Here is a 26,360-nt window from a genome sequence, read left to right on the forward strand (position 1 = left end):
ACACCGAAGAGAAGCAGAAAGAGAAGATGATCACTGTGACCGAAGCAACCGCGACCGCGGGAGCACTGCGGCGCCTGTCCGAGGCGGGCGTCTCCATCTGGCTGGACGACCTGTCGCGGCGGCGCATCGAGTCCGGCAACCTCGCCGAGCTGATCCGGACGAAGAACGTCGTCGGCGTCACCACCAACCCGTCGATCTTCCAGGCCGCGATCGGCTCCGGCGAAGGATACGAGGAGCAGCTCGCCGACCTCGCGACCCGGGGCGTCACCGTCGACGAGGCGGTCCGCATGATGACCACAGCCGACGTCCGCGCCGCCGCCGACGTACTGCGCGAGGTCTACGACGCCACCGGCGGCCGGGACGGCCGGGTCTCCATCGAGGTCGACCCGCGGCTCGCCCACGACACGGCGGCGACGGTCGCCGAGGCCCGCCAGCTGGCCTGGCTGGTCGACCGCCCCAACGTGATGATCAAGATCCCGGCGACGAAGGCGGGTCTCCCGGCGATCACCGAGGTCGTCGGCGCCGGCATCAGCGTCAACGTCACGCTGATCTTCTCCCTGGAGCGCTATCGCGAGGTCATGGACGCCTACCTCGCCGGCCTGGAGCAGGCGCGGGCCGCCGGGCACGACCTGGCCGGCATCCACTCCGTGGCGTCCTTCTTCGTCTCCCGCGTCGACAGCGAGATCGACAAGCGCCTGACGCTGCTGGGCACGGACGAGGCCCTCGCCCTGAAGGGGAGGGCGGCGCTCGCCAACGCGCGGCTGGCCTACGAGGCGTACGAGAGCGTGTTCGGTTCCGCCGACGGCGCGACCCGGCCGGGCGACCGCTTCACCGCCCTGGCCGGGGCCCACGCCAACGCCCAGCGCCCCCTGTGGGCGTCCACCGGTGTGAAGGACCCGGCATTCCGGGACACCCTGTACGTGGAGGAGCTGGTCGCTCCCGGCACCGTGAACACGATGCCGGAGGCCACCCTGGACGCCGCCGCAGATCACGGCGACGTACGGGGCGACACGGTCACCGGCGGTTACGCCCAGGCACGGGCGGACCTCGCGGCCGTGGAGCGGCTCGGCATCTCGTACGACGAGGTGGTGGAGCAGCTGGAGCAGGAAGGCGTGGCCAAGTTCGCGGTGGCCTGGCAGGACCTGCTCGACGCCGTGACGAAGTCCCTGAACAGCAAGGGAGTTGACGGGGAATGAGCGAGGACCTTCCCGCTACGACGGTCCACGAGACCAAGGCGACGAAGGAGGCCAAGGAGGCCGCGACGGCCCAGGCCGCGGCGGGGCCGTCGCACGCCCAGGAGGCCGAGGAGTCCGGGGCCGCCGGGGCACCGAAGGGCGGCAAGGGGTCCAGGTCCGCGCGGACCGGCAGGAAGCCCGGGGCGGCCGGCGCCGCCAAGGGCGCGAAGGCGGACGGGGCGGGCGAGCCGGCCGCCGAGCCGGTGGCGCCGCTCGACTGGAGCAACCCGCTGCGCGATCCCCAGGACCGCCGCCTCCCCCGTATCGCGGGCCCGTCCGGACTGGTCATCTTCGGTGTCACCGGTGACCTCTCGCGCCGCAAGCTGATGCCCGCCGTCTACGATCTGGCCAACCGCGGCCTGCTGCCGCCGGGCTTCTCCCTGGTCGGCTTCGCCCGCCGGGACTGGGAGAACCAGGACTTCGCCGAGGTCGTGCACGACGCCGTCAAGGAGCACGCGCGCACACCGTTCCGCGAGGAGGTGTGGCAGCAGCTCGCCGAGGGCATGCGCTTCATCCCCGGCGACTTCGACGACGACGACGCGTTCGAACAGCTGCGCAAGTCCGTCGAGGAGCTGGACGCCTCCCGCGGCACCAGCGGCAACTACGCCTTCTACCTCTCGGTGCCGCCGAAGTTCTTCCCGAAGGTCGTCCAGCAGCTCAAGAAGCACGGGCTGACCGACGCCCCGGAGGGCTCCTGGCGCCGCGCGGTGATCGAGAAGCCGTTCGGCCACGACCTGGACAGCGCCCGCGACCTGAACGCTCTCGTGCACGAGGTCTTCGACCCGGAGCAGGTCTTCCGGATCGACCACTACCTCGGCAAGGAGACCGTCCAGAACATCCTGGCGCTGCGCTTCGCCAACCAGATGTACGAGCCGATCTGGAACCGGTCCTACGTCGACCACGTGCAGATCACGATGGCCGAGGACATCGGCATCGGCGGCCGGGCCGGCTACTACGACGGCATCGGCGCCGCCCGCGACGTCATCCAGAACCACCTGCTCCAGCTGATGGCCCTCACCGCCATGGAGGAGCCGGCCTCCTTCGACGCCCCGTCTCTGCTCACCGAGAAGCTGAAGGTGCTGCGGGCGGTGCGGCTGCCGGACGACCTGGGCGCGCACACCGTGCGCGGGCAGTACGCGGGCGGCTGGCAGGGTGGCGCGCAGGTGCCCGGCTACCTGGAGGAGGAGGGCATCGACCCGGCCTCCACCACCGACACCTACGCGGCGATCAAGCTGGGCGTCGACAACCGCCGCTGGGCGGGCGTCCCGTTCTACCTGCGCACCGGCAAGCGGCTGGGCCGCCGGGTCACGGAGATCGCCGTGGTCTTCCAGCGGGCCCCGCACTCCCCCTTCGACTCCACGGCGACCGAGGAGCTGGGCGAGAACGCGATCGTCATCCGCGTCCAGCCCGACGAGGGAATGACGGTGCGGTTCGGCTCCAAGGTGCCGGGCACGTCGATGGAGATCCGGGACGTGTCGATGGACTTCGCGTACGGCGAGTCCTTCACGGAGTCCAGCCCGGAGGCGTACGAACGGCTGATCCTGGACGTCCTGCTGGGCGACGCGAACCTGTTCCCCCGTCACCAGGAAGTGGAAGAGTCCTGGCGGATCCTCGATCCGATCGAGGAGTACTGGGCCACGCACGAGCGGCCCGCCCAGTACGCCTCGGGCGGCTGGGGACCGCGGGAAGCCGACGAGATGCTCGCACGAGACGGACGGAGCTGGCGCAGGCCATGAGGATCGACCTGACCGACACCACGGCAAGCAAGATCAACAAGGCGCTGGTGCAGGGCCGCCGGGCCATCGGCACCCCGGCCGTGGGCATGGTGCTCACGCTGGTGATCGTCACGGACGAGGAGAACGCCTACGACGCGATCAAGGCCGCCGAGGAGGCCTCGCACGAGCACCCCTCGCGCACCCTGGTCGTCATCAAGCGCCACCCCCGCAACCTGCGCGACCGCACCCGCTCGCACCTCGACGCCGAGGTCCGGGTGGGCTCCGAGGCCGGCACCGGTGAGACGGTCGTGCTGCGCGTGTACGGCGAGGTCTCCGAGCACGCCGACTCGGTCGTGCTGCCGCTGCTGCTGCCGGACGCCCCGGTGGTCGTGTGGTGGCCGGTGGACGCGCCCGACGACCCCGCGGGAGACCCGCTGGGCGCGCTGGCGAAGCGCCGCATCACCGACCTGTACGCGGTGGAGCGGCCGATGGAGGTCCTGGAGCGCCGGGTCCGCTCGTACACCCCCGGCGACACCGACCTCGCCTGGACCCGGCTGACGCTGTGGCGCTCGATGCTGGCCGCCGCCCTCGACCAGGCGCGGGTGCCGGTGACCTCGGCGACCGTGGAGGCCGAGGCCGACAACCCGGCCGCCGAACTGCTGGCGCGCTGGCTGGAGGCCCGGCTGCGTGTCACCGTCGAGCGCGTGGTCACCGACGGACCGGTCGTCACGGCCGTCCGCCTGGGCACCGCGAACGGCGAGATCGTCATCGACCGCCCGGAGGGCCCGCTCGCCACGATGACCCTGCCCGGTCAGCCCCCGCGCTCCCTCGCGCTGAAGGTCCGCCCCACCTCCGAACTCATCGCCGAGGAGCTCAGGCGCCTCGACGCCGACGAGATGTACGCCGTCGCCCTGCGCGGCGCGGCCGGCAAGGAGAACCCCGTCCATGTCTGACACCCCCGAGCTGGACCGGCGCCCGGAGTGGACCGCGCTGGCGGACCACCGCAAGGACGCGCTGCCGCGACCCGACCTGCGCGAGCTGTTCGCCCAGGACCCCGGGCGGGCCGAGCGCTACGTCGTGCGCGTCGGCGACCTGCGCATCGACTACTCCAAGAACCTGGTCACCGACGACACGCTCGCCCTGCTGCGGGAACTGGCCGCCGCGACCGACGTGTTCGGGCTGCGTGACGCCATGTTCCGCGGTGAGAGGATCAACGTCACCGAGGACCGCGCGGTGCTGCACACCGCGCTGCGCGCCCCGAGGGACGCGGTGATCGAGGTCGACGGTGAGAACGTCGTGCCCAAGGTGCACGCCGTGCTCGACAGGATGGCCGCCTTCGCCGACCGGGTTCGCTCCGGCGAGTGGACCGGCCACACCGGCGAGCGCATCAGGAACGTCGTCAACATCGGCATCGGCGGCTCCGACCTCGGCCCGGCGATGGCCTACGAGGCGCTGCGCGCCTTCACCGACCGCGAGCTGACGGTCCGGTTCGTCTCCAACGTCGACGGCGCCGACCTGCACGAGGCGGTCCGGGACCTGGACCCGGCCGAGACGCTGTTCATCGTGGCGTCCAAGACGTTCACCACCATCGAGACGATCACGAACGCGACCTCCGCCCGGTCCTGGCTGCTGGACGCGTTCGACGGTGACGAGAAGGCCGTCGCGCGGCACTTCGTCGCCCTGTCGACCAACGCCGAGAAGGTCGCCGGCTTCGGCATCGACACGGCCAACATGTTCGAGTTCTGGGACTGGGTCGGCGGACGCTACTCCTTCGACTCGGCGATCGGGCTCTCCCTGATGATCGCCATCGGCCCGGACCGCTTCCGGGAGATGCTCGACGGCTTCCGCATCGTCGACGAGCACTTCCAGAACGCCGAGGCCCCGGACAACGCCCCGCTGATCCTGGGCCTGCTGGGCGTCTGGTACGGCAACTTCATGGGCGCCCAGTCGCACGCGGTACTGCCGTACAGCCACTACCTGTCGAAGTTCACCGCCTACCTCCAGCAGCTCGACATGGAGTCCAACGGCAAGTCCGTCGACCGCGACGGGCGCGCGGTGCAGTGGCAGACCGGGCCGGTGGTGTGGGGCACGCCGGGAACCAACGGGCAGCACGCCTACTACCAGTTGATCCATCAGGGCACGAAGCTGATCCCGGCCGACCTGATCGGGTTCGCCCGGCCCGTCGCCGAGCTGAGCGACGGGCTGAAGGCCCAGCACGACCTGCTGATGGCCAATCTGTTCGCCCAGGGGCAGGCGCTGGCCTTCGGCAAGACGCCGGACGAGGTGCGGGCCGAGGGCGTGCCGGAGGACCTGGTCGCGCACAAGACGTTCCCCGGCAACCGCCCGACGACCACGATCCTCGCCCGGGAACTGACCCCCTCCGTCCTCGGCCAGCTGATCGCGCTGTACGAGCACAAGGTGTTCGTCCAGGGCGCGGTCTGGAACATCGACTCCTTCGACCAGTGGGGCGTGGAGCTGGGCAAGGTCCTCGCCAAGCGCGTCGAGCCCGCCCTCACCGAGGGCGCCGACGTGCCCGGTCTCGATCCGTCCACGGCCGCGCTGGTGGCCGCCTACCGTGAACTGAAGGAAGTGCACTGACATGCAGATCGGTCTTGTGGGTCTCGGCAAGATGGGCGGCAACATGCGCGAGCGTCTGCGCAACGCCGGCCACACCGTCGTCGGATACGACACCAATCCGGAGAAGGCCGACGTCAACAGCCTGGTCGACCTCGTCGAGCGGTTGGAGCGGCCGCGCGCGGTCTGGGTGATGGTCCCGGCCGGCGCCGCCACCCAGCACGTCATCGACCAGCTGGCGACGCTGCTCAAGCCCGGCGACACCGTCATCGACGGCGGCAACTCCCGCTGGACGGACGACGAGAAGCACGCCGAGGAGCTGGGCAAGCGCGGCATCAACTTCGTCGACGCGGGCGTCTCGGGCGGCGTGTGGGGCCTGAAGAACGGCTACGCCCTGATGGTCGGCGGCGAGAAGGAGCACGTCGACGACCTCAAGCCGATCTTCGACGCGCTCAAGCCCGAGGGCCCCTACGGTTTCGTCCACGCGGGCCGGGTCGGCGCCGGGCACTTCTCCAAGATGGTCCACAACGGCATCGAGTACGCCATGATGCAGGCCTACGCCGAGGGCTGGGAGCTGCTGGAGAAGGTCGACTCCGTGGACAACGTCCGCGAGGTCTTCCGCTCCTGGCAGGAGGGCACCGTCATCCGCTCCTGGCTCCTCGACCTGGCCGTCAACGCCCTCGACGAGGACCACCACCTGGACAACCTGCGCGGCTACGCGGAGGACTCCGGCGAGGGCCGCTGGACCGTGGAGGCCGCCATCGACAACGCGGTGCCGCTGCCGGCGATCACCGCGTCGCTGTTCGCGCGGTTCGCGTCCCGGCAGGACGACTCGCCGCAGATGAAGATGATCGCCGCGCTGCGCAACCAGTTCGGCGGCCACGCGGTGGAGTCCGCCAAGAAGTAGGCCGTCCCAAAAGCGCGTTGACGTGACCGGCCGGTTCGGGTCAGAGTCCCTCCCTGATGGAGATCGACGACCTGACACCGGCCGAGGCGCGCGTCTGGCGGGCGTTCGCCTCGGGCACTCTCGTGGACTTCCGCGCCCGCGACGACGAGGACGCCGCCGACGGCGGTTCCTGGGGGCCCGAGCGGACCGTACGCGCGAGTGTGCTGCGGTCGCTGCTGCTGGACGGCCCCCGGGCGCAGGGCGAGGTGCCCGCGCTCAACCTGGCCGGCGTCCGCGTCACGGGCACCCTGGAACTCCAGTACGCGACGGTCGACCACCCCGTGCGGCTGCGGCACTGCCACTTCGAGGACGCGCCCACGCTGTACGCGGCGCGGCTGCGGGACCTGAACCTGAGCGAGTCGGTGCTCCCCGGGCTGATCTCGCACGCGGTCCGGGTGGAGGGCGTGCTGCGGCTGACCCGCGCCCGGTTCGGCGGCATGGTGCGGCTCGGCGGCGCGGAGATCACCGGCAGCCTGTACCTGGAGAGCACCCGGATCCAGGCGCCGGACACCGAAGGGCCGGTGCTCCAGCTGAACCAGGCCGTCCTGGGCGCCGACCTGTGGGCGCCCGGACTGCGGGCCCGGGGCAGGGTGCGGCTCGACGGAGCCCGGGTGGCCGGGACGGTCAACCTCGCCGAGGCCGTGCTCGACCAGCCGGGCGGCACCGCCCTGCAGGCCGAGACGCTGGCGGCCGAGGCCGACGTACTGCTGCGGCACGCCGAGGTGCGGGGCCGGCTGGAACTGCGCGGCGCGCGCATACCCGGCCGCCTCGACCTCTCGCACGCGCGCCTGGCCAATCCCGGGGGGACCGCGCTGCGGGCCAGCAGTTGCGTGATCGGCGAACTGTGGCTGCGGCAGGGCCCGGCGGCCGAGGGCGCGCTGAACCTGCGCCGCTCCCAGGTGGAGGTGCTGTTCCTGGAACCTGACGTGGTACCCGAGTGGGTACAGCTGAACGACCTCACCTACACCGCGCTCATCCCGCACGAGCCCGCCGAACGACGGCTGCCGATGCTGGAGAAGGGCGACAGCTATCTCCCCTTCACCTACGAGCAGTTGACCGCCGCCTACCGCCGGATCGGCGACGACGACGCGGCCCGGCGGGTCCAGCTCGCCAAACAGCGCCGGCACCGCCGCACCCTGCCCTGGTACGCCCGCCTGTGGGGGCACCTCCAGGACGTCACGGTCGGGTACGGCTTCCGTCCGCTGCGCGCGGGCGGCTGGCTGCTGTCGCTGCTCGCCGTCGGCTCGGTGGTCTACGGCCTGCACCACCCGCCGCCGCTGAAGCCGGCCGAGTCCCCCGACTTCGACCCGGTCTTCTACACGCTCGACCTGCTGCTGCCGGTGATCTCCTTCGGCCAGGAGAACGCCTTCGCCCCCGAGGGGGGTTACCAGACCCTGGCCCACGTCCTGATCATCACAGGCTGGATCCTCGCCACCACGGTGATCACCGGCCTCACCCGCACCGTCAGCCGCCAGTGAACCGCCCTGCCGTCAGCCGCCAGTGAACCGCCCTGCCGTCAGCCACCGGTGAACCCCCGCACCGCGTGCTGCGCCGCCAGCCGCACCGGGGCGTTCGCCGCGCCGTAGCCGCGGTAGCCGTCGTCGCGCTGGACGACCTCGAAGAAGACCCGGCCGACGGTGTGCGTGTACCAGTGCCGGAAGGTGCCGTGCGCGTCACGGTCGTAGAGGACGCCCAGCTCCCGGTACGTCTCCAGCTCGCCGTCGGCGAACTCGAAGCGCGCGGCGAGGTCGTCGTAGTAGTTGGCCGGGATGGGCAGCGGGGTGCCGCCGGCGGCACGGAAGCGGCGGGCGGCGGCGACCGCGTCGTCGGTGGCCAGGGCGATGTGCTGGGCGTGCGCGGTGTCGTCGGTGGGCGCCGGGCCGACGGTCAGGACGATGCGCACCGCGCCGTCCTCGGTGGCGACGGCCCGGCTGCGCAGCAGGCCGTAGGGGTCGGCGACGTCCACGCTCTCCTGCGGGCGCAGGCCGAGCACGCCGCGGTGGAAGAGCACCGCCTCGTCGAACTGGTGCCAGGGCTGGGTGAGGGAGAGGTGGTCGACGCGCCAGGGCCCGCCGTCGTGCGGGGCGGGCGCGACGTCGTGCGGGGCGGGCGCGACGTCGTCGAAGTCGCCGCGCCAGTCGGGCGGTCCGGGGCGCCCGGTGGCGCAGAAGAACAGCTCCGTGCCGTCGGGCGCGGCGACCGCCTCCAGGGCCGCGTCCCCGGGTGCGCGGCGGCGCGGCAGTACGGGGGCGAGCAGGGCCTCGGCGCGGCGGGCGGCCCCGGCGGGGTCGGGCGACTCCAGGCCGACGGCGGCGAGCCGGGTGCCGTCGCGGCGCTCGGCCGGGCCGGTGTTGACCAGCACGCGGGCGTCGCCGCGCTGCCACAGGTCGACCGGCTTGCCCCGGTGCCGTGCGGTCCGGGCGAAGCCCAGCGCGCCGAGCACGGCGGAGACGGGGGCGGCGTCGGGCGTGACCAGTTCCGCGAAGGCGACGTCGGTGGGGACGACCGGCGCGGGCGGCGCGGCGAGGGAGACGCTCTCCTGGAGGGCCAGCAGGGAACGCCGGCCGTCCACGGCGGTGGGGCCGGCCTCGGACTGCCGGAAGACGTCGTTGAAGACCTCCAGCGACAGCGGGCCGTCGTATCCGGCGCGCAGCACGTGCCGCAGCAGCCCGGCGACGTCGAAGCCGCCCTGGCCGGGGAAGCAGCGGTAGTGGCGGCTCCACTGCAGGACGTCCATCGCGAGCAGCGGGGCGTCGGCGAGCTGGAGGAAGAAGATCTTCTCGCCGGGGATGTCCTCGATGCCCTTGGGGTCGCTGCCGCGCGAGAGGATGTGGAAACTGTCCAGGCAGGTGCCGAGCGCGGGATGACCGGCGGACTCGACGACACGCCACGCGTGGTCGTACGTACTGATGTGCCGGCCCCAGGCGAGGGCCTCGTAGGCGACGCGGATCCCGTGGTCCTGGGCCAGGCCGGCGAGCCGGGCGAGCTGCTCGGCGGCCAGGGCGTCGTCGTCCACGGCGTACGGGGAGACGCTGGAGCAGACCAGGACGGTGTCGGCGCCGAGCCGGCCCATCAGCTCGAACTTGTGCCGGGCGCGCCGCAGCGCGCGGGCGAACTCGTCCTCGGGCAGCGCCTCGATGTCCCGCATGGGCTGGTACAGGTCGATGGTGAGGCCGAGGTCGGCGCAGCGGGCCCGGATCTCCTCGGGGGTGAGGGGGCTGGCCAGCAGGTCGTTCTCGAAGATCTCCACGCCGTCGAAGCCGGCCAGGGAGGCGGCGGTGAGCTTCTCGGTGAGGGATCCGCTGAGACAGACGGTGGCGATGGACGTCCGCACGTCGGTACCTCTTCCTACTTCGGGGCGGCCACGGCACCGGCCAGGCCGGTGATGTCGGCGAGCATCCGCGCGGCGTCGGGTTCCCGCCCGGTGAACAGCCGGAACGCGTCCACGGCCTGGAAGACGGCCATGCCGCCGCCGTCGAGGGTGGCGCAGCCCAGCGCGCGGGCGGCCCGCAGCAGCTCGGTCTCCAGCGGGCGGTAGACGACCTCGGCGATCCACAGGCCCGGGTGCAGCAGCGGGGCGGGCAGGGGCAGCCCGGGGTGGGCGGCCATGCCGGTGGGGGTGGCGTGCACGACGCCGTCGGCCGCGGCCAGCAGCCCGGGCAGTCCGTCGGGGGTGGCGAAGGCGGCGCGGCCGTCCCCGAAGTGCCGGTTCAGCTGGGCGGCGAGGGCGGCGGCCCGCTCGGGCACCGCGTCGACGACGGTGACCCGTCCGGCGCCCAGGGTCAGCGTGGCGTGGGCGACGGCCGCGCCCGCGCCGCCGGCGCCGAGCTGCACGATCCGCTCCAGCGGCACGTCGGGCAGCCCGCGGGCGAAGGACGCGGCGAAGCCGGTGACGTCGGTGTTGTGACCGGTCGCCCGGCCGGCCTCGTCGAACACGACGGTGTTGACCGCGCCCAGCGCCTCGGCCTGCGGGGCGAGGGCGTCCAGGTGCTCGATGACGAGCTGTTTGCACGGGTGGGTGATGTTCAGCCCGTCGAAGCCGAGGTCCCGCGCCGCGCGCAGCAGGTCGCCCACCGCCTCGGGCGCGACACCGAGGGTGTCGATGTCGATCAGCCGGTAGACGTAGCGCAGGCCCTGCCGGTCGGCCTCCCGTTCGTGCAGGGCCGGACTGAGCGACGGGCCGATGCCGGAACCGATCAGTCCGACGAGATACGAGTCCTTGGCCACCGGGGACGACCTCCTGAGCGGCCCGGGCTGCCGCCCGAGCGATCAATGTACGAACCAGTACGTTAGTCATAGCAGGACGGCGAGGCCCAGGGGAAGGCCGGGCCTTCTACAATCACCGGCACACCCCCGCCGCAGCCCGCCCCGCAGCCCCGCCGCCCCGCAGCCGAAGGAACCCGATGACCAGCGTCGACGAACCGGCCCGAACCGCCGCGCGCACCCGCGACGCCGCCCGCACCCGGGCGGAGATCCTCGACGTGGCGACCAAGGAGTTCGCCCGGGCCGGCTACGACGGGGCCCGCGTCGACGAGATCGCCGCCCGCACCCGTACCACCAAGCGGATGATCTACTACTACTTCGGCGGCAAGGAGCAGCTGTTCACGGCCGTGCTGGAGCGGTCGTACGGCGTGATCCGGGAGGCCGAGCAGCGGCTGGACGTCGAGCACCTGGACCCGGTGGCGGCCATCCGGCGGCTCGCGGAGGTGACCTTCGACCACCACGAGCAGCACCCCGACTTCATCCGCCTGGTATCCATCGAGAACATCCACGACGCCGAGCACATCGCGTCCTCGGAGATGCTGGCCAGGATCGGCTCCCCGGCGCTCGACGTGATCCGCCGGATCCTGGCGGAGGGGCGGCGCTCCGGTCTGTTCACCGCCGACGTCGACGCCGTCGACCTGCACGCGATGATCAGCTCCTTCTGCTTCTTCCGGGTCGCCAACCGGCACACCTTCGGCGCCCTGTTCGGCCGCGACCTGGTCGCCCCGGACCAGCGCGAGCACTACCGCGCCATGCTGGGCGACATGGTGATCGCATACCTCACGGCGGAGCGCGCGGCGGACTGACGGCGGCGGCCGGGGGACGAAGGCACCGCGACGGGACTACGACGGGACCCCTTGACACGGGGGAAACCGGCGCGCAACATCCCTTCCCAACCGCGACTAACTACCCAGTGGGTTAATTAGCCGATCGGCACTTCTCCCCTCCGCTCACTCCGCCTACCGTGGAGTCCCCCGAAGGAGCAACGCCGTGTCCGTCCCCGCCCCCGCGTCCCAGGGTGCCGCCCCGCCCGGTCAGCCGAAGAAGGCCGCGACCGCCGCCTGGATCGGCAGCGCCCTGGAGTACTACGACTTCTTCATCTACGGCAGCGCCGCCGCGCTGATCTTCCCCGAGGTCTTCTTCGACGAGTCCGACCCGGCCACCGCGACCCTGCTGTCGCTGGCCACGTTCGGCGTCGCCTACGCCGCCCGCCCGGTCGGCGCGTTCTTCCTCGGGCACATCGGCGACCGCATGGGCCGCAAGAAGATCATGGTGTTCACGCTGATCCTGATGGGCGTGTCGACGTTCCTGATCGGCTGTCTGCCCACCCGCGACCAGGTCGGCACCCTCGCCCCGGTCCTGCTGGTGCTGTGCCGGATCCTCCAGGGCATCTCGGCGGCGGGCGAGCAGGCCAGCGCCAACTCCATGACCCTGGAGCACGCGCCGCCGGACCGGCGCGGCTTCTTCACCAGCTTCACCCTCAGCGGCACCCAGGGCGGACAGCTGCTCGCCACCCTGGTCTTCCTCCCCGTCGCCGCACTCCCCGAGGAGCACCTGCTGTCCTGGGGCTGGCGCGTGCCGTTCTGGCTGAGCGTCGCGGTCGCCGTCGTCGGTTACGTCATCCGCCGCAAGCTGGACGAGACACCGGCCTTCGCGCAGCAGGCGGCCACCGAGGGCGTCGTGAAGATGCCGCTGGCCGTGCTGGCCCGGGACCACTGGGCGGACGTGCTGCGGGTGGTCGCGGGCGCGCTGATCGCCTCCGTCAGCACGATCTTCACGGTCTGGGCACTGGCGTACGCCACGAGCGACGCGGTCGGCATGTCCCGTACCGCCATGCTCTGGGTGGGGGCCCTCGCCAACGTCGTCGCGCTCGCCGCGATCCCGCTGTGGGCGACGCTGTCCGACCGGATCGGCCGACGGCCGGTGTACCTGATCGGCGCGGTGGGCAGCGCGGTGACGATGTTCCTGTACCTGTGGGCGATCTCGACCGGCTCCTACGCGCTCACCTTCCTCACCGGCATCATCGCCTTCGGGGTCGTCTACAGCGCCGCGAACGGCGTGTGGCCCGCCTTCTACGGCGAGATGTTCTCCACCCGGGTCCGGCTGTCCGGCGTCGCGATCGGTACGCAGATCGGCTTCGCGGTGGCCGGGTTCGCGGTGACCTTCGCCGCGCAGATCGCCGGTCCCGACGGCGACGACTGGTTCGCGGTCGCGCTGTTCACGGCGGCGCTGTGCGTGCCGCCGGTGATCGCCGCGCTGACGGCCCGCGAGACCCACCGGGTCCCGACCGAGGACCTGGGCGAGCACGCCCGCCGCGAGGCTCCGCTGCCCGGGTCGCGGACGGGGACGGTGACGGCCGGGGAGGCGGTCGAGGCCCGTACCGGGGGCAGCGGCGGGTCCTGACGTCTGAACTCGCCGCCGCGGGGTATGCCGGACGCACCTCGACGGACGACCAAGGAGGGCGATGGGGATGGCACCGCTGCGGCAGGAGATCGACGCGGGCGCGGCCGGGCTGGATCCGGACGCCCTGGAACGGCTCGACCTGCACTTCGCCCGGCAGGTCGAGCGGGGACGGCTGCCCGGGTTCCTGGTGGCCGTCGCCCGTGGCGGACGCGTCGCGCACCTGACCACGCACGGCCTGCGGGACGTGGCGGCCGGCCTGCCCGTCGAGGCCGGCACGCTGTGGCGGATCTACTCCATGACCAAGCCGGTCACGTCCGTGGCCGCGCTGATGCTGGTGGAGGAGGGCCGGCTGTCCCTCGACGACCCGGTGCACCGGTACCTCCCGGCCTTCGCCGAGTCCCGGGTGTACGTGGCGGGGACCGCGGACGACCTCGTCACCCGGCCGGCCTCGGGACCCGTGCTGCTCCGGCACCTGATGACCCACACCGCCGGGCTGACCTTCGGTTTCTACCACGCCCACCCCGTGGACGAGCTGTACCGGGCGGCCGGTCTGGAGTCGTCGGTGCGGCCGGGCGCGTCACTGGCCGAGACCGTCGACCTGTACGCGAGCCTGCCCCTGCAGTTCGAGCCGGGCACGCGGTGGAACTACTCGGTCGCCAGCAACGTCGTCGGGCGGCTGGTGGAGGTGGTGTCCGGGCAGCCGCTGGACGTGTTCTGCGCCGAGCGGATCTTCGGCCCGCTCGGTATGGCGGACACCGGCTTCCACGTCACCGACGACCGGGCCGGCCGGCTGGCCGAGCTGTACGGGGAGACGGAGGACGGCGGCATCGAACCCGTCCCCGGGCTGCCCCTGCGGGGCCGGCCGCGGTTCCTGTCGGGCAGCGGCGGCCTGGTCTCCTCGGCGTACGACTGGCACCGCTTCACCGAACTGCTGCGGCGCCGGGGCGAACTCGACGGCGTCCGGCTGCTCACCCCCGCCACGGTGGACCTGATGACCCGCAACCACCTGCCCGGCGACGCCGATCTGCGCGCCTTCGGCAGCCGCCCCGCCCACGACGAACCCGGCAACGACGGGGTCGGCTTCGGCCTCGGCGTCTCCGTCGTCATCGACCCGGCCCGCACCCAGGCACCCTCCGGGCTCGGCACCTACGGCTGGAGCGGGGTGGCCACCACCACCTTCTGGGTCGACCCGGGCCGGGACCTGACGGTGCAGTTCATGACCCAGGTGCGGCCCCGGCGCTCGCACACGGTCTTCCGGGACCTCAAGCGCCTCGTGCACGAGGCCGTCCGGGACTGACCTCGACGCCGCGTTCGGCGTCGGGGTCAGAGTCGGCGTCGGAGTCGGGGGCGGGGTCAGGACAGGTGCGCCACCGCGTCCAGGTGGGGCAGGTGGTGGTCCAGGCGCTCCCGCTTGGTGCGCAGGTAGGTGATGTTGCTCTCGCACGGCGGTATCAGCAGCGGCACCTGCTCGGCCACCTCGATGCCGTGCCGCACCAACGCCTCACGCTTGCGGGGGTTGTTGGACATCAGACGGACGGACCGCACCCCCAGGTCCGCGAGGATCCGGGCGGCGACCCCGTAGTCGCGGGCGTCCACCGGCAGGCCCAGCGCGAGATTGGCCTCCACCGTGTCCAGACCCTCCGCCTGCAACGCCATGGCGCGCAGTTTGGCGAGCAGCCCGATGCCGCGCCCCTCGTGTCCGCGCAGGTAGACGACGACACCGCGGCCGGCGGCGACCACCGCGCGCAGGGCGCAGGCGAGCTGGTCGCCGCACTCGCAGTGCCGGGAGCCGAAGGCGTCGCCCGTCAGGCACTCCGAGTGCAGCCGGGTGAGGACGCCGTCGGCGCCCGGATCGCCGTGGACGAGGGCCACTTGCTCGTCCCCCCGCTCGTGGTCGAAATAGCCGTACGCCCGGAATTCCCCGTACACGGTCGGGAGCGGCGTCACCACGACGCGTTCCACGTCCGTGCGCTGCGACGCCTTCTTGCCGAGTACACCGATTTTTTCTGTCATGATTCTCGCGTTCCTCAAAAGATGGCTCAACAGTTGATTCGAGAGATCGATCGACCGGGACGAAAGGCCGTGCGGGAATGGATGGTTCACTGGTGCCGGCGGACACGACCGAGGACGTGCGCGGGCGGGGTTCCGAAACGACCCGGCAGGTCGCGGTACTGCCGGTGGGCAGTTACGAACAGCACGGCCCCTACCTGCCGTTGGCGACCGACACGCTCGTCGCCTGCGCCGTCGCCCGGGAGATCGCCGGCGCGTACCCGGTGCACCCGCTCCCGCCGGTGACGATCGGCTGCTCGCACGAGCACGCGGACTGGCCCGGGACCGTGAGCATCTCCTCGGTGACCCTGCACGCGGTGATACGGGACATAGCCGACTCGCTGCGCCGCTCGGGCGTCGACGCCCTGGTGGTGGTCAACGGGCACGGCGGGAACTACGTCCTGGGCAACGCCGTCCAGGAGTCCACCGCGCGCGGCGAGCGGATGGCGCTGTTCCCGGCCGCCGAGGACTGGGAGGCGGCACGGGAGCGGGCGGGGGTGGTCACGTCGCTGCTCACCGACATGCACGCGGGGGAAATCGAGACCTCCATTCTTCTGCACACGCATCCCGAATATGTCCGGCCCGGTTACGAGGCCGCCGATTTCGTCGCGGACGACCGACGTCATCTGCTCTCCCTCGGTATGTCCGCCTATACCGATTCCGGTGTCATCGGGCGCCCTTCGCTGGGCTCGGCGGAAAAGGGGAAGGAACTGCTGGCGAGCCTCGCGGATTCCTTCGGGGCGTATTTCTCGCTCCTGACGGCCGAGCGGGGGTAGTGGCCGGGGTCCGCGGCGGGGCCGTGGCCGGGGCCGGTGCGCAGACCCGCGTACCAGCGGGCGGCGAGGACGGCCACGCCGGGCAGGCTCGCCACGACGCCCAGCACCCCGTAGACGACGGCCACGCTCAGCCCCGTACCCGCGCCCAGTCCGGCCGCGCCGAACGCCCAGGCGGTGACGCCCTCCCGGGGGCCCCAGCCGCCGACGTTCAGCGGCAGCCCCATGGCGAGCAGCGCCAGCACCGCCAACGGCACCAGTACGGCGACGGAGGCGCCGCTGCCGGCCACCCGGGCGGCGAGGACGAACATCCCCAGGTGACCGGCCAGGACGACGAGGGACGACACCGCGACCCCCGGCAGGTTCCGCCGGGACACCAGCCCCGTGCGCGCCTCGCCGAGCGCCGCCCGCAGGGCCCGCCCCCGGCGCGAGGGCGCCCGGTTCCCGCGCAGGGCGAGGACGACGGCGAGCACGCCGAGTACGGCCACTGCCCCGAGCGGCGCGACCTGCCGGGCCTGAGCCCGCACCGGGGACGGCATCGTGAGCAGCACCGCGACGGCGGCACCGGTCAGCGCGAGCTGTCCGGCGGTCCGTTCGAGGACCACGGCCCGCACACAGCGCCCCAGGTCACCGGCGCTGCGCCCGTGCCGTACCGCGCGATGCACGTCGCCGAGGACGCCGCCGGGGAGGGCGGCGTTGAGGAACAGCGCGCGGTAGTAGTCGGCGACCGCCGGTCCGAGCGGCAGCCTCACGCGCAGCGCCCGGGCGACCAGGGCCCAGCGCCAGGCGCTGAACACCGTGGTGACCAGCCCGATCCCGAGGGCGCCGAGCAGCGTGGGCCCGTCGATCCGGCGCAGCCCGTCCAGGAACACGCCGGTGCCCATCCGCCACAGCAGTACGGCGAGGACGGCGACGCCCGCGAGGGTGCCCAGGTGGGCGCGCAGGGCACGGCGACGGGAAGGGACGCGACCGACGGCCGAGGTGGGGGGACTGGAAGGGAACCGTTCGTCGGCCGGTGTGCCCCGCCGCGCCGCCCGCGCGGGGACCTCCGCCGCCCGTACCGTGGGCGCGCTCACGAGCCCCCACCCGTCGGACGGCACAGCGCCAGCAGGTCGGTGTGGTGGACCACGACCCGCAACTCCCCGGCGGCACAGGCCGACAGACGGTCCCTCAGGTATGGCCCGGCCCGCTCGCGCAGCTCCGGACGCTGCTCGACGGCCGCGCCGACCCAGCCCCGCAGCCACTGCGCGGTGAGCCGGGCCTCGTCGGGGCCGAGCCGCCACGGGCTGGGGTGCGCCCGTACGGTGGCGCCGTGCCCGGCGAAGGCCTCCGCCGCCGCCGTGACCGCGTCCGGACCGAGCAGGCCGGTGCGCCGCTGGTGCTCGTCGAACGCCTCGGCGATCTCCTCGTCCAGGGGATGGGCGGGGTCGAGGTCGACCCGTCCGGCGACGGAGAGGGTCAGCAGGGCCGGACAGCCGGCCGCGGCGCAGGCGGCGGCGAGGGTGCCGACCTCCTCGGTGGTGAGGACGTCCAGCAGCGCGGAGGCCGTCACCAGCGCGGCGCCCGCCAACGCCTCCGGGGTGAGACGACCGAGGTCGCCGCGCCGCGTCTCGACGGTGACGCGGCTGCCGTCGGCGGCCGAACGCGGGGCGGCCGCGGCGGCGAAGTGCAGGAGGTAGGGGTCGCGGTCGTGCAGCACCCAGTGCTGGGCGCCGTCGAGCAGCGGGGCGAGCCAGCGCCCCATCGAGCCGGTGCCGCAGCCCACGTCGTGCACGACCAGCCCGTCCGCGCGGCCGGGCAGGCCGGCCAGGTGGGCGCGCAGCGGATCGAGCAGGTCACGCGCCCGCGCGGCGGCATCGGCGGGCTCGCGCAGCCGCAGCCATTCGGGGGCGTAGCGCGGCACCTCACCCGAGGGCCCCCCGGAGGGACCTCCGGCGGAACGCCCCGGCGTCGCGCGCAGCCGCACGGTGGCCCGCTCCGCGGGCGGCTCGCCCGCACGAACGGCCGGTGGCTCGGCCGGACCCGCCCCCGCGAGCACGCCTGCGGCCGGGTCGGGGGCGTCGTGCGGGTCCGTCGGGAGGGCCGGGGTCGCCGCGCCGGCTGTCGCCGTCGTCTTCCTCATGCCGCCCTCCGGGGTTCGTCCGGCAGCCGGTGCAGTACGCCGGCCAGGCTCCGGGCCGTCGCCGCCCAGCCGTTCAGGGACGCGCGCCGGCCGCGCGCCGCGGCCTTCAGCCGGCGCCGTACGTCCGCCTCACCGAACCAGCCGCGCAGTTCGGCGGCGAGGGCGGCGGGGTCCTCCGGCGGGACGAGGATGCCGGGCACCCCGCCGTCGGGCGCGCGGCCGAGCGCCTCCGGGAGGCCGCCGACGTCCGTGGCCAGCACGGGGATGCCGCGCGCGAGCGCCTCGGTCACCGCCATGCCGTACGTCTCGGCGTACGAGGCGAGGACCATCAGGTCGGCGGTGGCGTAGGTGGCGTCCAGTTCCGCACCGGACCGCGGCCCCGCCAGCACCAGCCGGGACTCCAGACCGTGCCGGGCGATCAGGTCCCGCAGAGCGTCGACGTAGGCCGGGTCGTGCCCGAGTCCGCCGACGCACACGCACGTCCACGGCAGGTCGGTGACGGTCGCGAGGGCCTCCACCAGCCGGTGCTGGCCCTTGCGGGGGCTCACGGCGGCGACGCACACCAGCCGGGAGACGCCGTCGGTGCCGGGCGCCGGCGGCGCGATGTCGGCGCCGGGGGCGGCGACGTGGACCCGGCCCGGGTCGAGACCGTGGTGGGAGACCAGGCGGCGGACCGCCCAGTCGCTGGTGGCGACCACGGCCGGGACGGCCCGCAGCACCGTGCGTTCACGGGCGTCCAGGTCGGCGGCCACGGCGGGGTCGAGGCCGGTCTCGTCACCGAGCGGCAGGTGGACGAGGACGGCCATGCGCAGCCGCTCGGCCTCCGGTACGACGACCTCCGGGACGCCGCAGGCGACCAGCCCGTCGAGCAGCACCACGGCCCCGTCCGGCAACCGGCGCAGAACACGGGCGAGTTCGGCGCGGGCGGCGGTGTCCGGCCGGGGCCAGTCGCCGGCCACGGGCAGGCCCCGTACCCGCCACCCGAAACCGGGCAGGTCCAGCCGCACCCGCCGGTCGTACGCGTTGCCGCCGCTCGGCGCGGCCGGGTCGTCGACGCCGCCGGGCAGGACGAAGTGCACGGAGCGCAGGGACATGGGGACGATCCCCCCGTGGTCCGGGGCCGGGGCCGGCCTCTGTGCGGGGACGTGGGCGAGCCGGGGGCGCCCGGTCGCCGCTTCGGTGGACGTGTCGGTCACAGCGCACGCTCGTAACTCGCCCAGGCGACGTGCGACTCGTGCAGGGTGACGGTGAGCCCCGCCAGCCCCTCGGCCCCCTCGCCGAGCGCGCCCTTGTGCACCCGTTCGGCGAGCCGGTCGGCGATGACCTTGGCCAGGAACTCGGTGGAGGTGTTGACCCCGGCGAAGTCGGGTTCGTTGTCGAGGTTGCGGTAGTTCAGCTCGCTGACGACGGCGCCCAGTTCCCGGGTGGCCAGTCCGATGTCGACGACGATGTTGTCCTCGTCCAGCGACTCGCGCCGGAAGGTGGCGTCCACCAGGAACGTCGCTCCGTGCAGGCGCTGGGCGGGCCCGAAGACGTCGCCGCGGAAACTGTGGGCGATCATGATGTGATCGCGGACGGTGATGCTGAACAACGGACGACCCTCCAGGTGTGGCACGTCTGATCCCCCGCCGATCGCCGCGCGGGGCGCCGTCTATTACGGCTCCGTACCTTCCCTTGTTCAGCGGGCCGTACGTCTTTCTCGCAAGGTCAGGCGCCGCGGGACCCCGTCGGGTCAGTCCTCCCCGCCGTGCTCGCCGTCGTGCTCGCCGTCGTACCGGATCCGGTGGCACAGGGCGGGGATCGATCCCGACGCCAACTGGGCCATCACGTCCGGCAGTTCACCGAACGCGGACTCACCGGTCACGAGCGCGTCGAGTGCCGGGTCGGCGAGCAGGTCCAGGGCGAGGGCGATCCGGTCGGCGTAGGTGCGGCCGGCGGCGCGGGCCGGCGAGACGGTGCCGACCTGGCTGCCGCGCAGCGTCAGGCGACGGGAGTGGAACGCCTCGCCGAGCGGGAGGGCGACGCGGCGGTCGCCGTACCAGCTCAGTTCGACGACGGTGCCCTCGGGCCGCAGCAGCTCCAGTGACCGGACGAGGCCCGCCTCGGTCGCGCTGGCGTGCACGACGAGGTCGAGACCGCCGAGCGCGTCGGCGGGGGACGCGAAACCGACACCGAGGGCCTCGGCAATCTTCGCCCGGTCCGGGTCGGAGTCCACCAACTGGACGCGGACGCCCGGGAAGCGGGCCAGCAGCGCCGCCACCGAGCACCCGACCATGCCGCCGCCGACCACCGCGATCCGGTCACCGACCAGGGGCGCCGCGTCCCACAGGGCGTTGACGGCGGTCTCCACGGTGCCGGCGAGCACGGCCCGCGCGGCGGGAACGGCCGGGGGCACCGGGGTGACGGCCGCGGCCGGGACGACGTACCGGGTCTGGTGCGGGTAGAGGCAGAAGACGGTACGCCCGACGAGGTCCTCGGGGCCCTCCTCCACCACCCCGACGTTGAGGTACCCGTACTTCACCGGCCCCGGGAAGTCGCCCTCCTGGAACGGGGCGCGCATCGCCGCGTACTGGTTCTCGGGCACCCGCCCGCCGAAGACGAGCGTCTCCGTGCCCCGGCTCACCCCGCTGAACAGCGTGCGCACGAGCACCTCGTCCACGCCGGGAACCGGCAGCCTCACGTCGCGGATCGCGCCCCGGCCTGGCGCTTCGAGCCAGAACGCGCGTGCCGTGCCAGTCATCGGATGTCCTCCTGAACGATCGGGAAGCCGCCCACGTACCGAGGGATGCACGAGCCGCGCACAAGGTAGCGGCGTTGATCGACTCTGTCACTCGGCCGGAGGGTGTTCGGTGGCCCTGAACCACACGTACGACAACTCGTACGTCAACTCGTGCGGCAGCACATATTGCGGCAGCACATATGACGCTTACGACGCGAGGCCCGTTCAGCAGGAGACCGCGGTGGGGGCGGGGGCACAGATCCTGCTGCTCGCCCTGCTCGGTACCGCGATCGGCTTGGGCACCGCCGGCTGGCTGACCGGCCTGGTGTTCGCCCTCGCGACCTGGGCGGTGCTGTCCAGGGCCCTGCACCGCTCCAGGCTGCCGTCGTTCGGCCCGGCCAACCGGGTCACCCTCGGCCGGACCGCCCTGGTCGGCGGCGTGACGGCGCTGGTCGCGGACTCCTTCAGCGGCGCACCGCCCGTCGCCCTGCTCGTCGGCCTGACGGCCGTGGCCCTGCTCCTGGACGGGGTGGACGGCAAGGTCGCCCGCCGCACCGGCACCTGCTCCCCGCTCGGCGCGCGCTTCGACATGGAGGTCGACGCGTTCCTGATCCTGGTCCTCAGCGTGTACGTCGCGATGGACCTGGGCCCGTGGGTGCTGCTGATCGGCGCCATGCGGTACGTCTTCGTCGGCGCCGCACGCGTCTGGCCGTGGCTGACCGCCCCTCTCCCGCCGAGCACGGCCCGCAAGACGGTGGCCGCGCTGCAGGGCGTGTTGCTGCTGCTGGCGGGCGCGGACGTGCTGCCGCGTCCCGCGAACGCCGGGGTGGTGCTGCTGGCGCTTGGGCTGCTGGTGTGGTCGTTCGGGCGGGACGTGGGGTGGCTGTGGCGGACGGGGCGTGCCGCCCGGACGACGCCGGCCCGGCCGGCGGTACGGGAACCGGTGACGCGGTGACGCGGTGACGCGGTGACACCTGGAAGAGCGCCGTCGTCTCACGTCCGCCGGGGCAGCAGCGCCGCCGCCGCCAGCGGTACGGCGGCCAGGACCAGCCACGGCACGGCCACCGGCAGACCACCGTCCAGCAGCAGCCCGGTCGCCGAGCTGCCGGCCAGCACGATGAGCCCGGAGACCGAGGACAGCGCCCCCGTGTAGAGCCCGAGCCGCCCCTCCTCGGCGAGGTCCGGCACCCAGGCGCGGGCGACGGGCGCGACGAGCATCTGTCCGAGGGTGAGCAGGACCACGAACCCGCCGGCGGGCACCAGCCCGCCCGCGCCCGTCCACCCCGCGGGCCGCGTGAGGGCGACGACGGCGAACCCCGCCGCGACCAGCCCGAGCCCCGCCACCATCGACCGGCGCGGCGTCAGCCGCTCCCCCGCCCACCGCGTCACCGGCAGCTGCGCGGTCACCACCAGCAGCGAGGACAGCGCGAACAGCCAGGCCAGCGGCGCCTGCGAGCCGACGGCGCGGTCCACCTCGTCGGGCAGGGCCAGGTAGAGCTGGTTGTAGGCGAGCAGATAGGCGCCGTACGCGCTGCACAGCGCGAGGAAGCGCCGGTTGCGCAGCAGCAGCCGCGCACCGCCCTTGAACCGCACCGGCTCCCGCCCGGGAACGCGCTGCGGGAGCAGCCACGCGTGCCCGGCGAGGACGAGTACGAAGACACCGGCCCCGGCCAGACACGCCGTACGGAAGCCGACGGCCAGCAGCAGGGCGCCCAGCAGCGGCCCGACGAAGGCCCCCGCCTGCCCGGCGACGGTGAACAGCGCCAGCACCCGCGTCCGGTCCCCGCCGCTCGCCTCCTCCCACAGGACGGCCTGCCGGGCGACCTCGGACTCCACGGCCGGGGAGAACAGCGCGGCGGCGAACCCGATCAGCAGCACGGCACCGACGACGGCCCAGGTCCGCTCGGCGAAGGCGAGCCAGCCGAACCCGGCGATGCGCAGCCCGCACCCGGCGAGCACGACGGGCCGGATGCCGTACCGGTCGGCGAGCGCACCGCCGACCACGAACAGCCCCTGCTGGCTGAAGGTCCGCAGCCCGAGCACGAACCCGACCAGCCACCCGGCCATGCCGATGCCCTGCCCCAGGTGCTCGGCGAGGAAGGGCAGGACGGCGAAGAAGCCGATGTTGAACGCGAGCTGGGTGAGGATGAGCAGCCGCAGCAGCGGGGAGAGCGGGGCCGTACGCCCGGACGTCCGCCCGAGCCGGCCGGTGAGCGGCGAGGTCATCGGACGGAGACAGGTTCCTTCTCCTCGGCCGGCTGTGCGGCCGCCACCGGGGTGCGCCGGTGCCCGTGTCGTCGCCGCCGGGGCAGGCGCAGGCCGCCCGCCGCGCTGACGGCCAGCGCCCCGAGCAGGGCGAGGACGGCGGCGGGGGCGAGGACGGCCCAGGGGGCGCGCTCGGCGTAGGGCTGGTTCTCGGCGAGGAGCAGACCCCACTCGGGGGACGGCGGCTGGGCGCCCAGGCCGAGGAAGCCCAGCGAGGCGAGCGCGAGGGCGACGCCGGGCAGCCGCAGCAGGGCGTGCCGCAGGACGGGCGGCAGTACGGCGGGCAGCAGCTCGCGCCGCAGCAGGTACCACCGCCCCGCGCCGAACCCCTTGGTGGCCGTGATGTGCAGGGTGGCGCGCTCCTGCCGCAGCAGCGCCGAGGTGTGCGCGGCGAGCGGCGCCCAGGCGACGACTCCCACGGCGAGCGCGGGCGTGGCCGCCCCGCTGCCGGCGACGGCGGTGACGAGGAGGGCGGCGAGGACGGGCGGCACGGCGTTGACGGTGTCGACGAGCGGCCCGGACACATGGGGCACGAGCCCGAGGAGCACGCCCGCGAGCAGCGCGGCGGCGGTGATGGCGGTGGCGAGCAGCAGCGTGTCGAGCGCGCCGTGGCCGACGCGGGCGAGCAGGTCGCGGCCGAGGGAGTCGGTGCCGAAGGGATGGTCGAGGGAGGGCGCCAGCAACCTCTTCCCCGTGTCGAGGGCGAGCGGGTCACGGGTCAGCCCGGCTACGACGACGGCGAGCAGGACGGCACCGTAGACGAGCGGGAGCACGCCCCCGGCGGGCGGGGCGGGCCGGTGCAGGGAGCCCAGGGCGCCGTCGCGCAGGGCGGGCCCGGTGAGCAGGCGGGCGGCGAGGCGGGTGGCGCCGGTGGCGAGCGCGGCGAGCAGGACCAGGGCGAGGGTGCCGGCCTGGAGGACGGGCAGGTCCTGGGCGAGGGCGGCCTGGAGGGTGGTGCGGCCGAGGCCGGGAATGTCGAAGACCTGCTCGACGGCGACGGCACCGCCCGTGAGGCCCACGACGAACAGACCGAGGTTGGGCAGCAGCGCGGGCACGCACCGCCGCAGCGCCTGCCGTGCGATGCGCCGCCCGGTCAGTCCCCGGGCGGCGGCGGCCAGCGCCCACGGCTCGCCGAAGGCTCCGGGCAGCAGGTCGTCGAGCAGCCGTCCGAGCACGGCCCCCGCCGGCAGCCCGAGGGCGAGCGCGGGCAGCACGGTCCACTGGGGCCCGTACCACCCCAGCGCGGGCAGCCAGCCGAGCTGCACCCCGACGACGGTGGCGAGCACGGAGGCGACGAGGAACTCGGGCAGCGAGGCGAGCACGGCGGACACGGTGCCCCCGCGCCGCCGCCCGCCGAGCCGCCGCCGGGCCCCGAGCCGCAGCGTGCGGGCACAGATCAGCCCGGCCGTGACGGCGGCGACGAGCAACGCGACGGACATGAGCAGCAGCGAGGCCCCGAGCGCCTGCAGCACGCCGGGCAGGACGTCGGCCCCCGAGATCCACGACTGCCCGGCGTCCCCGCGCAGCAGCCCTCCGACCCACCGCCCGAGCACGTGCAGGGGGCCGCCGTCGAGCCCGAGCTGCTCCCGGATGCCGTCGAGAACCTCGGGCGTGGGCTCCCGCTCGGCGGACCGCGCCTTGAGCACGGTGTGGGCCGGGTCGGTCCGCGTGAGCCACGGCAGCAGCCCGATGCCGCACACCAGTCCCGCCGCGAGGACGGCCCGCCACACCACGGTGGCCACCCGCTGCCGCACGGTTCAGCGCCGGGTGCCGGTGCCGACGAGGGTCCGCTCGTACGGGTCGAGGATCACGCCCTGTACGGAGTCGGCGACGCCGGTGATGATCCGCTGGTGCACGAGCGGCACGACGGCGTCGCTGCCGAGGACGCGGGCCTCGGCGATCATGGCGGCGTCCTGCCGCTTCGCGGTGTCGGCGATCTTCTCGGCGTCGGCGACGGCGCGGTCGACGTCCTGGTCGCAGAGCTGGGCGATGTTGAAGCCGCCGTCGCAGGTGTAGTCGCCGGCGAGGACGGCGACGGGGTCACCGGTGTCGAGGAGCGTGTTGCGGGCGAGCACGAAGGCGTCGAACTTCCCCTCCAGCGCGTCGCCCTCCAGCCGCGAGTACTCCCGCACGGTGAGCTTCACCTTGAACCCGGCCTTCTCCAGCTGCTGCTTCACCACCTGGGCGACCTCGGGCAGCTCGGGCCGGTTGTCGTAGGTGGCGAGGGTGATGGTGTCCCCGCCGGGCTTCTTGGCGGCCGCCCGCCCGACGGGCTCGGTCCGCTTGCCCTCGGCCCAGGTCACGGCGGGCCCGTAGATCCCGGCACCGGGGTCGGCGTACCCCTCGTACACGTCCTTGGCGAACACGGAGGTGTCGATAGCGGCCCGCGCGGCGGCCCGCAGCCCGGCGTCCTCGAACGGCCCGGAGGAGGCGTTGAGGAGCAGGCTGGTGGTCCGGGTGGTGGCGGTGTCGCGCCGCGTGTCCTTGTCGAGCGTCGCCGCCTGCGCCACCGGGACGGCCTCGGCGATGTCGAGCTCCCCGGTGCGCAGGGCGTTGGCGCGGGCGGTGCCGTCGGCGATGAAACGGGCGTCGATGCCGGAGGCCTGGGCGCGGCCGCCCCAGTAGTCGTCGAACCGGTCGAGGGTGGCGGACGTGGCCCCGTTGACCTTGGTCAGCTCGAAGGGTCCGGTGGCGTGCCCGACGGGGTCGACCCGGTCCCTGTCGGCGTAGGCCTTGCCGGACAGCACCGCGAGGCTCGGGCTGGACAGCCGCAACGGCAGTACGGGATCGGGCTCGGCGGTGGTGATCCGGACCACCCGCTCCCCCCGCGCCTCGGCACTGAGGGTGACACCGGCGAGGGCGGCGGGCGCGGGCTCGGCGTCGGCGGCGCGGGTGAGGGAGCCGGCGACGGCGGCGGGGGTGACGTCTCCGCCGTCCTGGAAGGTGGCGTCCCGGAGCGTGAACTCCCACACCTTGTCCCCGTCCCGGCGCCAGGACTCGGCCAGCGCGGGGGCGGCGGAGCCGTTGGCGTCGAGCGCGGTGAGGCCCTCGGTGACCCCGAGCCGGCTGAGCAGGGTGGCGTCGGCGCCGTACGGGGAGAGGTTCTCGGCGGGCGGGAAGGCGAGGGCCACGCGCAGCCGCTCCCCGTCACCGCCGCCCTCCCCGCCGGCCCCGGAGTCGTCACCGCCTCCTGAGGCGAAGCAGCTCGATATCAGCGGCAGGAGCAGGAGCGGGGCGAGCAGCCGGGAGCGGCGGTGGGAGCGCATGGTCCTCGGATCGATCGGGGGTGGTCGGGG

At 73.7% G+C, this 26,360-nt stretch carries 21 protein-coding genes and 1 pseudogene; 11 read left to right on the forward strand and 11 right to left on the reverse strand.

What is annotated here, in order from left to right; all coding sequences use genetic code 11:
* Positions 1-26: 26 nt before the first annotated feature.
* From tal to ACFIF2_RS33635, 6 genes are read left to right on the forward strand one after another with little or no spacing between them, the layout of a single operon-like run.
* A complete protein-coding gene (gene tal, locus ACFIF2_RS33610; RefSeq protein WP_395577070.1) occupies positions 27-1,196 on the forward strand; it encodes a transaldolase in 1,170 nt (389 codons plus the stop codon).
* Complete coding sequence (gene zwf / locus ACFIF2_RS33615) at positions 1,193-2,971, forward strand: glucose-6-phosphate dehydrogenase (protein WP_395577071.1); 1,779 nt, start codon at positions 1,193-1,195, stop codon at positions 2,969-2,971. The genes tal and zwf overlap by 4 nt, the downstream gene beginning before the upstream one ends.
* On the forward strand, positions 2,968-3,903 hold the full coding sequence (gene opcA / locus ACFIF2_RS33620) for a glucose-6-phosphate dehydrogenase assembly protein OpcA (protein ID WP_395577072.1): 936 nt from the start codon (positions 2,968-2,970) through the stop codon (positions 3,901-3,903). The genes zwf and opcA overlap by 4 nt, the downstream gene beginning before the upstream one ends.
* A complete protein-coding gene (gene pgi, locus ACFIF2_RS33625; protein WP_395577073.1) occupies positions 3,896-5,548 on the forward strand; it encodes a glucose-6-phosphate isomerase in 1,653 nt (550 codons plus the stop codon). The genes opcA and pgi overlap by 8 nt, the downstream gene beginning before the upstream one ends.
* Before the next feature lies 1 nt (position 5,549).
* Positions 5,550-6,431 (forward strand): phosphogluconate dehydrogenase (NAD(+)-dependent, decarboxylating), encoded by an 882-nt coding sequence (gnd, locus tag ACFIF2_RS33630; protein WP_395577074.1) that lies wholly within the window; start codon positions 5,550-5,552, stop codon positions 6,429-6,431.
* Between the two features lie 56 nt (positions 6,432-6,487).
* Positions 6,488-7,948, forward strand: a complete 1,461-nt coding sequence (locus ACFIF2_RS33635) for a membrane-associated oxidoreductase (protein ID WP_395577075.1) — start codon at positions 6,488-6,490, stop codon at positions 7,946-7,948.
* A gap of 38 nt (positions 7,949-7,986) precedes the next feature.
* On the opposite strand, the gene ACFIF2_RS33640 is transcribed toward ACFIF2_RS33635, so the two are convergent.
* Positions 7,987-9,804, reverse strand: a complete 1,818-nt coding sequence (locus tag ACFIF2_RS33640) for a TIM barrel protein (RefSeq protein WP_395577076.1) — start codon at positions 9,802-9,804, stop codon at positions 7,987-7,989.
* Positions 9,805-9,818: 14 nt separating this feature from the next.
* On the reverse strand, positions 9,819-10,697 hold the full coding sequence (locus ACFIF2_RS33645; RefSeq protein WP_395577077.1) for a shikimate dehydrogenase: 879 nt from the start codon (positions 10,695-10,697) through the stop codon (positions 9,819-9,821).
* Between the two features lie 176 nt (positions 10,698-10,873).
* Here ACFIF2_RS33645 and ACFIF2_RS33650 point away from each other — a divergent pair, with 176 nt between their 5' ends.
* From ACFIF2_RS33650 to ACFIF2_RS33660, 3 genes are all read left to right on the forward strand, one after another.
* Positions 10,874-11,539: a TetR/AcrR family transcriptional regulator gene (locus tag ACFIF2_RS33650; RefSeq protein WP_395577078.1), complete on the forward strand. Its 666-nt coding sequence runs from the start codon at positions 10,874-10,876 to the stop codon at positions 11,537-11,539.
* A 184-nt stretch (positions 11,540-11,723) separates the two neighbouring features.
* Entirely contained in the window at positions 11,724-13,136 is a 1,413-nt protein-coding gene (locus ACFIF2_RS33655; protein WP_395577079.1) for an MFS transporter, read from the forward strand.
* A 67-nt stretch (positions 13,137-13,203) separates the two neighbouring features.
* Positions 13,204-14,433, forward strand: coding sequence for a serine hydrolase domain-containing protein (locus ACFIF2_RS33660; protein WP_395577080.1), 1,230 nt, complete (start codon positions 13,204-13,206; stop codon positions 14,431-14,433).
* A 56-nt stretch (positions 14,434-14,489) separates the two neighbouring features.
* Here ACFIF2_RS33660 and ribA read toward each other — a convergent pair whose 3' ends face one another.
* Positions 14,490-15,149 (reverse strand): GTP cyclohydrolase II, encoded by a 660-nt coding sequence (ribA, locus tag ACFIF2_RS33665; RefSeq protein ID WP_395577081.1) that lies wholly within the window; start codon positions 15,147-15,149, stop codon positions 14,490-14,492.
* Positions 15,150-15,226: 77 nt separating this feature from the next.
* Between ribA and ACFIF2_RS33670 the strand changes: the two genes are divergently transcribed.
* Positions 15,227-15,961: a creatininase family protein gene (locus tag ACFIF2_RS33670; protein ID WP_395577082.1), complete on the forward strand. Its 735-nt coding sequence runs from the start codon at positions 15,227-15,229 to the stop codon at positions 15,959-15,961.
* 140 nt (positions 15,962-16,101) lie between these two features.
* On the opposite strand, the pseudogene ACFIF2_RS33675 reads toward ACFIF2_RS33670, so the two are convergent.
* From ACFIF2_RS33675 to ACFIF2_RS33695, 5 genes and pseudogenes are all read right to left on the reverse strand, one after another.
* Positions 16,102-16,842, reverse strand: a pseudogene (locus ACFIF2_RS33675) (YbhN family protein); the annotation flags it as partial.
* 188 nt (positions 16,843-17,030) lie between these two features.
* On the reverse strand, positions 17,031-18,080 hold the full coding sequence (locus tag ACFIF2_RS33680) for an SAM-dependent methyltransferase (RefSeq protein ID WP_395577083.1): 1,050 nt from the start codon (positions 18,078-18,080) through the stop codon (positions 17,031-17,033).
* Entirely contained in the window at positions 18,077-19,276 is a 1,200-nt protein-coding gene (locus tag ACFIF2_RS33685) for a glycosyltransferase family 4 protein (RefSeq protein WP_395577084.1), read from the reverse strand. The genes ACFIF2_RS33680 and ACFIF2_RS33685 overlap by 4 nt, the downstream gene beginning before the upstream one ends.
* Positions 19,273-19,671, reverse strand: a complete 399-nt coding sequence (locus ACFIF2_RS33690) for a 6-pyruvoyl trahydropterin synthase family protein (RefSeq protein ID WP_395577085.1) — start codon at positions 19,669-19,671, stop codon at positions 19,273-19,275. Before ACFIF2_RS33690 ends, ACFIF2_RS33685 begins: the two co-directional genes overlap by 4 nt.
* Before the next feature lie 141 nt (positions 19,672-19,812).
* Entirely contained in the window at positions 19,813-20,820 is a 1,008-nt protein-coding gene (locus ACFIF2_RS33695; protein WP_395577086.1) for a zinc-binding alcohol dehydrogenase, read from the reverse strand.
* 220 nt (positions 20,821-21,040) lie between these two features.
* On the opposite strand from ACFIF2_RS33695, the gene ACFIF2_RS33700 reads away from it, so the two are divergent.
* The gene (locus ACFIF2_RS33700; RefSeq protein WP_395577094.1) at positions 21,041-21,754 is read left to right on the forward strand and encodes a CDP-alcohol phosphatidyltransferase family protein; all 714 of its coding nucleotides are present in this window, start codon (positions 21,041-21,043) and stop codon (positions 21,752-21,754) included.
* Positions 21,755-21,792: 38 nt separating this feature from the next.
* Here the strand turns inward: ACFIF2_RS33700 and ACFIF2_RS33705 are convergent, their stop codons facing one another.
* The 3 genes from ACFIF2_RS33705 to ACFIF2_RS33715 are packed head-to-tail and all read right to left on the reverse strand — an operon-like array spanning position 21,793 to position 26,330.
* Positions 21,793-23,025: an MFS transporter gene (locus ACFIF2_RS33705; RefSeq protein ID WP_395577087.1), complete on the reverse strand. Its 1,233-nt coding sequence runs from the start codon at positions 23,023-23,025 to the stop codon at positions 21,793-21,795.
* Positions 23,022-24,818, reverse strand: coding sequence for an ABC transporter permease subunit (locus ACFIF2_RS33710; protein WP_395577088.1), 1,797 nt, complete (start codon positions 24,816-24,818; stop codon positions 23,022-23,024). The genes ACFIF2_RS33705 and ACFIF2_RS33710 overlap by 4 nt, the downstream gene beginning before the upstream one ends.
* Before the next feature lie 3 nt (positions 24,819-24,821).
* Positions 24,822-26,330, reverse strand: a complete 1,509-nt coding sequence (locus ACFIF2_RS33715) for an ABC transporter substrate-binding protein (protein WP_395577089.1) — start codon at positions 26,328-26,330, stop codon at positions 24,822-24,824.
* Between the last annotated feature and the right edge of the window lie 30 nt (positions 26,331-26,360).

The sequence above is a fragment of the Streptomyces sp. BK79 genome (genome assembly GCF_044142145.1).
Taxonomy (GTDB): Bacteria; Actinomycetota; Actinomycetes; order Streptomycetales; family Streptomycetaceae; genus Streptomyces.